The 10,245-nt window shown below is 68.6% G+C and carries 2 protein-coding genes; both read right to left on the reverse strand.

Annotated features, from left to right (window positions below):
• Window positions 1–6,132 (reverse strand): non-ribosomal peptide synthetase (locus tag HU729_RS23795; RefSeq protein WP_186711724.1); only part of this gene is annotated, 6,132 nt, incomplete at its 3' end.
• Window positions 6,132–10,245, reverse strand: a 4,114-nt coding sequence (locus HU729_RS23800) for a non-ribosomal peptide synthetase (RefSeq protein ID WP_186711725.1), incomplete at its 5' end; no start/stop codon positions are given. The genes HU729_RS23795 and HU729_RS23800, both read right to left, overlap by 1 nt.

Consider the following 10,245-nt stretch of genomic DNA (forward strand, 5'->3'; position numbering starts at 1 on the left):
TTGCTCATCGCCCCAGATCGCCGCCAACGCTTGCGGCGTGCGACGTACCTGGGCTTCGATCAGGCGGTGGATGCACTGGCTGCGGTCGAAGTCCAGGCCGTTGGAGTTCCACTGACGCTCGATGCGGGTACGCTCGCGGCCTTCCAGCAGGGCCAGGCGGTGCAGCGGCGCCTGGACGTCGGCACAGAACTGCTCCAGCAGGTGCAGCAGGTGACGCGCCACGCCTTCGACGGCGCTGTCGCGCAATTGCGTGCGGTCGTAGTTGAAGTGCAGGGTCAGCTCACGCCCGGCGGCCACCGCCAGGGTCAGCGGGTAGTTGCTTTGCTCGTGAGCACGCACCGCGCTGAAACGCAGGCTCTGATCGCCACCCTGCTCCAGGGCCTCGGCGATGGGGTAGTTCTCGAACACCAGCAAGGTGTCGAACAGGCCCTGGCTACCCTGCTCGGCCCACCGCTGGATTTCGAACAACGGTGTGTGCTCGTGCTCGCGCAGAGCCAGGTTGACGCCCTGGACCGTCTGCAACCACTGCGCCAGCGACCCCTGTGGATCGGGCGCGGCGATCACCGGCAGGGTGTTGATGAACAGGCCGATCTGCTGCTCGATGCCCTTGAGCTCCGCCGGGCGACCCGCCACGGTGGCGCCGAAGCACACGCTGCGCTGCCCGGTATAGCGCTGCAACAGCAACAGCCAGGCGGCCTGCACCAGCGTGTTGACCGTCACTTTGTGCTGGCGCGCCAGCGCGCCGAGGCGCTCCATGGCCTGGGCATCGAGGCCAGCATGATGATCGGCATATCCGCCCTGCCCGCCAGGCTGCGGCGCCGGCAAGGCACGCGACAGCCAGGTCGGGGCCTGCAGACCGCTCAATTGCTGGCGCCAGAACGCCTCGCGGGCCTGCGCCGGCTGGCGCTGCAGCCAGCCGATGTAGTCGCGGTAATGCCCGGACGGCGCTGCGATGGCCTGCCCGGCATAGCGCTGCAGCACCTCGCCCAGCAGTTGGGCGGTGCTCCAGCCGTCCATCAGGAGGTGATGGCTGGTGAAGATCAGGTGATGGCTGTTGGCACCGTTGCCCACCAGCAACAGGCGCAGCAACGGCGCCTGCTCCAGGTCGAACCCTTGCTCACGGGCTTCGCGTGCCAAGGCATCGAGCCGTGCGTTGTCCGGCACCTGGCCGTCCCAGCGCACCTCGGTGAAAGGCACCTGCACCTGGCGCTGCACCACCTGCAGCGGCCGGGTCAGCTCGCCCTGCCAGCGCAGCCCCGTACGCAGGATCGCGTGGGCCTCTACGGTGGCCTGCCAAGCGGCCTGGAAGCGCGCCACATCCAGGCCCTGCACATCGGCGCGCATCTGGTTGATGTAGTCACCGCCCGCCTGGTCGTAGAGCGAGTGGAACAACATGCCGTGCTGCATCGGCGACAGCGGGTAGATGTCCTCGACCGTGCTGGCGTCCAGTTGCAGGGCATCCAGGCCGGCCTGGTCCAGCTCGGCCAACGGCACATCGGACGGGGTCAGCCCGGCGTGGCCAGCCTCGGTGCAGTGCTCGACCAGGGCGCTGAGTGCCTCGCGGTAGGCATCGGCCAGGCCTTGCACAGTGGCGACTTCGAGCATCTGCGGGCTGAAGGTCCAGCTCAGGCTCAACTGGCCGTCATACACTTGGCCATTGAGGGTCAGCCAGTTGCCCAGTTGTGCAGTGTCGCCCTGCTCGCGGCCACGGGCCTCGCCACTGGGGCGCAGCAATGCCTGTTGCGGGTCGAAGCTGGCGTCGAACTGGCCAAGGTAGTTGAAGGTGATACGCGGCTGCGCCAGCGCCTGCAGCGCCGCACGATCATCGGCGCTGCCAAGGTAGCGCAGCACGCCGAAGCCCAGGCCCTTGTCGGGCACCGCGCGCAGTTGCTCCTTGACGCGCTTGATCGCGCTGCCCAGGTCGGCACAGTGGTCCAGACGCACCGGGAACAGGCTGGTGAACCAGCCAACGGTACGGGTCAGGTCGATGTCGTCGAACAGCTCCTCGCGGCCATGGCCTTCAAGCTGGACCAAGGCACTGTCGCTACCGCACCAGGGCGCCACGACCCGTGCCAGGGCGGTCAGCAGCAGGTCGTTGACCTGGGTGCGATAGGCCGCCGGTGCCTCTTGCAGCAGGCGCCGGGTGGTCTCGGCATCCAGCCGGGTGTGCACGGTGTGGGCCAGGGCGTTGGCCAGCGAGCCTTGCGGGTCGTTCACCGGCAGGTCGCGCGGTGCGCCGGCCAGTGCCGTCTGCCAATAGGCTATCTGCCCGCGCATCTCGCCCTGGGCCGCAGCGGCCAGGCGCTCGGCCCAGGCCTTGAGCGAGCTGGTCTTGGCCGGCAGGACGCACGGCTGGCCGGCGTCCAGTTGCGTCAGCGCCTGTTGCAGGTCATCGAACAGGATGCGCCAGGAAATGCCGTCGACCACCAGGTGATGGATGACCAGCAGCAGGCGCTGGCTGCCATCGGCGAGTTGCGCCAGTACCGCGCGCAGCAGCGAACCGTCTTCCAGCGCCAGGCTGCCCTGGGCGCGGTCGGCCAAGGCTTCCAGCGCAGCGTCGCCCTCGACTTCGGCCTGCCACAGCAAGGCCGACTGCTGGTAGAGCGCCTGCATCGCCTCTGGGGTTCTGAAGTGTGCGCCCTGGGCGCCGAACGACAGGCGCAGCGCATCGTGGTGGTTCACCAGTTGGTCCAGGGCTGCGGCCAGCGTCTCGACCTGCAGGGCGCGCGCGGGCTTGAGCCAGACCGACTGGTTCCAGCGCGCAGGCTCTGTGGGCAACGCGGCGAAGAACGCCTGTTGGGCCGGCAGCAGCGGCAGGCTGCCGTGCACCGGACCCTGGTCGATGACCAGCCCCTGCCCGCCCAGCTCGGCGACCTGGGCCAGGGCGCGGATAGTCTGGTGCTGGAACAGTTGCTTGGGGGTGAAACGAATACCCGCCTGCCGGGCACGGCTGACCAGCTGGATGGAAACGATCGAGTCGCCGCCCAGCTCGAAGAAGTTGTCGGTCACGCCCAACGCCGGGCACTTGAGCACGTCCTGCCACAGCGCGTGCAGGCGCAGCTCCAGGTCGTTGGCCGGTGCGACCTGCTCGCTGCCCGCGTTGGCTTCAGGCAACGGCAGCGCCTTGCGGTCGAGCTTGCCGTTGCTGGTCAGCGGGAACGCGTCCAGCAGCATCAGGTGGTTGGGCACCATGTAGGCAGGCAACTGCCCTTGCAGCGCCTCGCGCAGGGCGCCAGCCAGCTGCTCGTCCTGGCCCGGCTCGGGCACCACGTAGGCCAGCAACTGCTGCTCACGCGCCAGCACCAGCGCCTGGCGAACACCCGGCAGCGCGACCAGGCGCGCCTCGATCTCGCCGAGCTCGATGCGCAGGCCGCGGATCTTCACCTGATGGTCGATGCGCCCGAGGTAGTCGATCACCCCGTCGTCAGCCTGGCGCACCAGGTCGCCACTGCGGTACAGGCGCGCGCCGGGTCGGCTGGAGAACGGATCGGGCACGAAACGCTCGGCGGTCAGCGCCGGGCGCTGGTGGTAACCGCGCGCCAGGCCTTCGCCACCGATGCACAGCTCGCCGGCAGCACCCGCCGGACACACCTGCAACGCCTCGCCCAGCACATAGGCGCTGGCATTGTCGATCGGCGTGCCCAGCGGCACTACCGCCCCTGCCAGCACGGCCGGGACTTCGCACGCGGTGCTGTCGATGGTCGCCTCGGTCGGACCATAGAGGTTGACCAGGCGCCCTTGCCAGCGCTCGCGCAGCTGTGCACACAACTGCGCACTCAGGGCCTCGCCGCCGCACAGCACGGTGCGCAGGCTGGCCAGTTGCTCGGGACGTGCCTGGGGCAGCATCGCCTGCAACAGCGACGGCGCCGATTGCAGCACGGTGATGCCGTGCGCCTGAACCTGCTCCCACAGTTGCGCCAGCGACTCATCCTGCCCCGGCGCCGCCAGTACCAGGCGCGCGCCGCAGATCAGCGGCAACCAGAACTCCCACACCGACGCATCGAAGCTGATCGCGGTCTTCTGCAACACGCGGTCCTCGGCCGTCAGCGGCAAGCACTCGCGCATCCACGCCATGTGGTTGCCAAGGCCGGCATGCCGCACCGCCACGCCCTTGGGCTGGCCGGTGGAGCCGGAGGTGTAGATCAGGTAGGCCAGGTGCTCACCGTCCACCGCGACCTGCGGGGCGATGAAATCGGCGTCCTCCACAGCGGTCGCCGACTCGAGCGCCAGCACGTCCAGCCCCTGCGGCAACGGCAGTTGCGCCAGCAGGGCCGGCTGGGCGAGCAGCAGGCCGATGCCGCTGTCGTCGAACATGTAGGCCAGACGCTCGGCAGGATAGGCCGGGTCGAACGGCACATAGGCCGCACCGGCCTTGAGCACGGCCAGCAGCCCCACCACCAGTTCCAGGCTGCGCTCGGCAGCGATGCCCACGCGCACCTCGGGGCCGACGCCACGGGCGATCAGTTCACGGGCCAGGCGATTGGCCCGCGCGTCGAGCTCGGCATAACTGTACTGCTGCCCGGCGCAGACCACGGCCACGGCCTGGGGCGTGCGCTCGGCCTGGGCCTGCACTTGCAGGTGCACCGGGCGGGCATCGGCATGCACCACCTGCGACCCCTGGGCAAGCAGGCGCACCTGCTCGGTTTCGGCGGCGCTCATCAGCGCCAGTTCGGCGCAACGCTGGTCAGGCTCGGCGACGATGGCCGCGAGCAGCGTCTGCCAGTGGGCGACCAGACGCTGCACGGTGCCGCGCTCGAACAGGTCGGTGGCGTAGGTGAAGGCGGCGATCAGCGCGTCGTCGGACTCATGGGTTTCCAGGGTCAGGTCGAACTGCGCGGTGGGGTTGTCCCAGGCCACCCCTTCGACGCGCAGGTCACTGCCCGGCGCGGCCTGGGCCTGGCCGCGCGCCGGGGCACTGCGCTGGTGGTTGAACATGACCTGGAACAGCGGCGCATGGCTGAGGCTGCGCTGCGGTTGCAGGGCTTCGACCAGTTGCTCGAACGGCAGATCCTGATGCTCCTGGGCGCGCAACGCGGTGTGCTTGACCTGCTCGAGGAAGGCGCGGAACGGTTGCTGCCCGTCGATCTCGGCGCGCAGCACCTGGGTGTTGACGAAGAAGCCGAGCAACCCCTCGGTTTCCGGGCGGTTGCGGTTGGCCACCGGCACCCCGACACGGATATCGTGCTGGCCGCTGTAGCGGTGCAGGAACAGTTGGAAGCTTGCCAGCAACAGCATGAACAGGGTCGCGCCCTGCCCCTGGGCCAGGCTGCGTAATTGACGGCTGAGGTCGGCATCGAGGCTCACCTCCAGGCGCTCGCCACGCAGGCTCTGCACCGCCGGGCGCGGACGGTCGCCCGGCAGCGCCAGCAACGGCTGCTCGCCGCCCAGTTGCTCACGCCAGTAGTGCAACTGGCGCTCGCGCTCGCCGGCTTCCATCCAGTGCCGCTGCCAGATCGCATAGTCGGCGTACTGGATCGGCAGCACCGCTGCCACCGGGGCCTGCCCAAGGCTGAATGCGCCGTAGGCACGCACCAGTTCGCCGATCATGATCTGGATCGAGGCGCCGTCGGCGATGATGTGGTGCTGGACGATGGCCAGCACATGGTCGTGTTCGCCCACCTTCAGCAGGCTGGCACGCACCAGCGCGCCGTCGAACAGGTCGAACACCTGCTGGGTCAGGGCTTCGACCCGGGCCTTGATGCAGGCATCCAGCGCCGCATCGCCCGGGGTGCCAGCAACCAGTTGCTCGTGCGCCAGGGGTAGCCCCGCGGGCGGCAGGATACGCTGGCTGAGGCGCCCGTCCTGCTCGGCAAAGCGGGTGCGCAGGCTTTCATGGCGCTGCTCCAGCCAGTCGAGGCTGCGCTGCAAGGCGTCGATGTCCAGGTGGCCGCGCAGACGCAGCACGGTCGCCAGGTTGTAGGCGGTACTGCCCGGCTCCATCTGCCAGAGGAACCATTGGCGCTCCTGAGCGTAGGACACCGGCAGTGTTTCGAAGGCCGACTGCACCTGCGGGATCGGCAGGTTGGCCGGGGACACCCCCTCCGCCAGCATCTTCTCCAGGTACAGGCGGCGCTTTTCAAGCGGCAGGGTAATGAAGCGCTGCGCAATTCTCAGGGCTGCTTGGGTTTCCATCAAACTTCCTCCATTTCGTCAAGCAGCCATTCGAGCTTGCTCAATTTCGATTCATCCACCACCTGCCCACCTGCCTGGCCCAGCGCCTCGGCGAACTGCTCCAGCACCGGGGCCTGGAACACCAACTGCGGCGACAGCTTCAGGCCCAGCGCCAGTTGCAGGCGCGAGACCACGCTGACGGCCAGCAGCGAATGCCCGCCCAACTCGAAGAAGTGGTCGTGCACACCGACCTGCTCCAGTTGCAGCACCTGCTGCCAGACCTCGGCGACCTGGCGCTCCAGGTCGGTACGTGGCGCCTGGTAGGTCTGGCGTGCAGCGCTGGCGTCGACGGCGGGCAGGGCCTTGCGGTCGAGCTTGCCGTTGGGGGTCAACGGCATGCGTTCAAGCACCTGGATATGCGCCGGCACCATGTAGGCCGGCAGCCGCTCGGCCAGGCTCTGGCGCAGCGCCTCGCGCAGACCGTCGCTGCCCGCCTCGCCTACCTCCAGAGGCACCACATAGCCCACCAGTTGTGCGCCGCCCGCGCCGTCGCGGGCAATCACCACGGCCTCGCGGACCTGCGGATGGTCCTGCATCAGGGCCTGGATCTCGCCCAGCTCGATGCGGAAGCCGCGGATCTTCACCTGATGATCCAGGCGTGCGAGGTACTCCAGGGTGCCATCGGCCAGGTGGCGCACCAGGTCACCCGTGCGGTACAGCCGCGAGCCGTCGTCGGCGAACGGATGCGGTACGAAGCGCTCGGCACTCAGTGCCGCACGGCCGTGGTAGCCACGGGCCAGGCCCTCGCCGCCGATCAGCAGCTCACCGGCCACGCCCGGCGCCACCGGTTGCAGGTCGGGACCGACGACGAACAGCGTGGTGTTGCCGATGGCTTCGCCCAGCAGCGGTGCCGGCTGTGCGGCGTCCAGGCGCCTGCGTGCCGACCAGATGGTGGTCTCGGTGGGGCCATACAGGTTCCACACTTCGCCCCCCTGGGCGAGCATGCGCAGGCTCAGTTCCGGCGCCAGCGCCTCACCGCCACAGAGCATGCGGCAACCGCGCAGCAGCTCGGCCTGCGGGTTGTCGAGCAGCATGCGCCAGGTCGATGGCGTGGCCTGCACCACGTTCACGGCCTGCTCGCGCACCACCTCCAGCAGTTGATCCGGATCGCGTGCAGCCTGGCGATCCACCAGCACCACACGTGCGCCGCGCACCAACGGCAGGAAGATTTCCAGACCGAAGATATCGAACGAGAAGGTGGTCAGCGACAGCACCCGGTCGTGGGCCTGCAACCCTGGCGCTGCCGCCATGCTGTCGAGGAAGTTACCAAGCCCCCGGTGCGGGACCATCACGCCCTTGGGCCGCCCGGTGGAACCGGAGGTGTAGATGACGTAGGCCAGGTGGTCGTCAGCTACGGCCACCTGCGGGTCATGCGTCGCCAGTGCGTCCAGCGCATCCGATTCCGCTCCCAGCAGCATCTGCCGAACACCCTGCGGCAGGTTGCGTCGCTCGGCCAGGTGGGCCTGGGTCAGCAGCAGGCCGATGCCGCTGTCCTGGATCATGTAGTCCAGGCGCTCTTCGGGGAAGTCCGGGTCCAGTGGCACGTAGGCGCCACCGGCCTTGAGCACGGCCAGCAGTGCGACCAGCATTTCCAGGCCACGGTCCAGGCACAGCCCCACCAGGCGGTCTGGCCCCACACCTTGGGCAATCAGGCCATGGGCCAGACGATTGGCGCGCAGGTTGAGCTCGGCGTAGCTGATCGATTCTGCGCCATGGACGGCGGCGATGGCCTGTGGCTGCGCCTGTGCCTGGGCCTCGAACTGACGGTGCACCGGCAGCCAGCTCAGGTCGTGGCCGACCTGCCCGCTCCAATCGTGCAGCACCTGGCGGCGCAGGGCCGCAGGCAGGCTGTCGACCTCGCCCAGCGGGCGTTCGGCATCTTCGACCAGGGCGTCGAGGATCTGCGCCAGTTGCGCCGCCAGCCCGGCGATCTGCGCCGGGGTGAAGCACTGCGGGTCGAAGCTGTATTGCAGGCTCAGTTGCGCGCCAGCGTTGACCAGCAGGGTCAAGGGGTAGTTGGTCTGTTCGAGATTGTCGATCGCCCCGAAGCGCAGGCCATCCGGCGCACGCGCCTGCAGCACGTCCGACACCGGGTAGTTCTCGAACACCAGCAGGCTGTCGAACAGGGCTTCACCACCCTGCCCGACCCAGCGCTGGATGTCGAACAGCGGCGTGTATTCATGCTCGCGCAGACTCAGGTTCTGCGCCTGAAGGCCCTGCAGCAGGCTGGCGACACTGTTTTGGGCGTGCAGGGTCAGCGCGACCGGCAAGGTGTTGATGAACAGACCAACCTGCTGCTCGACCCCGGCCAGCTCCGACGGGCGCCCCGCCACCGTGGCACCGAAGCACACGGTCTGCTGCCCTTGGTGGCGCTGCAACAACAGTGCCCAAGCCGCCTGCAGCAAGGTATTGAGGGTGACTTTCTGCTCGCGGGCAAACGCCGCCAGGCGCGCACTGCGCTGGGCATCGAACACCTGGTCGTGCTGGGCGTGGGCCTGCTCATCGCTGGCCGGCGTGGCGCCACGGAACACTTGGGCCAACAGGGTCGGCTCGTCCAGCTCGGCCAGTTGCGCGCGCCAGAAGTCCTGGTTGCCCTGCTGATCCTGGCGAGCCAGCCAGTCGATGTAGTCGCGGTAGCGTCCGCGTGGCGCGTCCTGTGCCTGGCCGTTGTAGTGCTGGAGCACTTCGGACAGCACCTGCGCGTGGCTCCAGCCATCCATCAGGATGTGGTGATAGGTGTAGATGAAGTGGTGACGACCTTGGCCAAGGTCCACCAGCAGCAGGCGCAACAGCGGCGCACTGGCCAGTTCGAAGCCCTGCTGGCGCTGGGCATCGGCCAGGGCCTGCAGGGCCGGGGCTGGCGCGTCCAGGTCACGCAGGTCATGGACGCTGAATGGCACCTCGACCTGCTGGCGAACCACCTGCAGCGGCTGGGCCAGATCGCCTTCCCAGACGAAGGCGGTGCGCAGGATGTCGTGGGCCTGCACCGTGGCCTGCCAGGCCGCCTGGAAACGCTGCGGGTCGAGGCCATCGATGTCGACACGCATCTGGTTGATGTAGTCGCCGCTGGCCTGCTCGTAGAGGCTGTGGAACAGCATGCCCTGCTGCATCGGCGACAGGGGGTAGAGGTCCTGGATCCCCTGCGCTGCCACCGGCAGGGCATCGAGCTGGGCCTGATCGAGACCGGCCAGGGGGAAGTCCGACGGTGTCACGCCGGCGACACCGGCCGTGCAGCAATGGCCGACCAACGCCACCAGCTCGCGCTGGTAGTCCTCGGCCAGGCGCTGCAGCGTGGCGACATCGAAGCGCTCGCGGCTGAAGGTCCAGCTGATCTGCAGGCGGCCATCGAACACCTGGCCGTTGAGGTTGAGCCAGTTGTCCAGCGGCGCCTCGGGTGAATGTTCGGCGCCACGGTTTTCCCCGGCGGGCAGCCAGGCGGGCGACTCGTCGGCAAAGCTGGCATCGAGCTGACCGAGGTAGTTGAAGGTGATGCGTGGGGTCGGCAGCGCACCCAGGGTGTCGCGCACCGAGGCGTCGCCCAGGTGACGCAGCACACCGAAGCCCAGGCCGTTATCGGGGATCGCGCGCAGTTGCTCCTTGATCTGCTTGAGCGAGTCGCCCAGGCCTGCCGCCGGGGTCAGGCGCAGTGGGAACACACTGGTGAACCAGCCGACGCTGCGGGTCAGGTCGAGGTGCTCGAACAGGTCTTCGCGGCCATGGCCTTCCAGTTGTACCAGGGCATGGTCGTGGCCGGTCCAGCGGCAGATCACACGGGCCAGGGCCGTCAGCAACAGGTCGTTGATACGGGTGCGGTAGGCGGCGGGCGCCTGCTGCAGCAGTTGCCGGGTCTGCTCGGCATCCAGTGTGCTGTGCACCGTCACGCCGTCACAGTTGCGATTGGTGGCTTCCGGGCGCTGGCACGGCAGGCTGTCGTGGGCGCCTTCGAGGGTTGTACGCCAGAAGTCCAGCGACTGCTGCAAGCGCGGGCTTTGCGCGGCGCGTTGCAGTTCGCCGGCCCAGTCGCGCTGCGAGCTGGTCTTGCCCGGCAGGGCCAGGGGCTTGCCGCTGCTCAGC

The sequence above is a fragment of the Pseudomonas sp. RW10S2 genome, from assembly GCF_014268985.1.
Classification (GTDB): domain Bacteria; phylum Pseudomonadota; class Gammaproteobacteria; order Pseudomonadales; family Pseudomonadaceae; genus Aquipseudomonas; species Aquipseudomonas wayambapalatensis.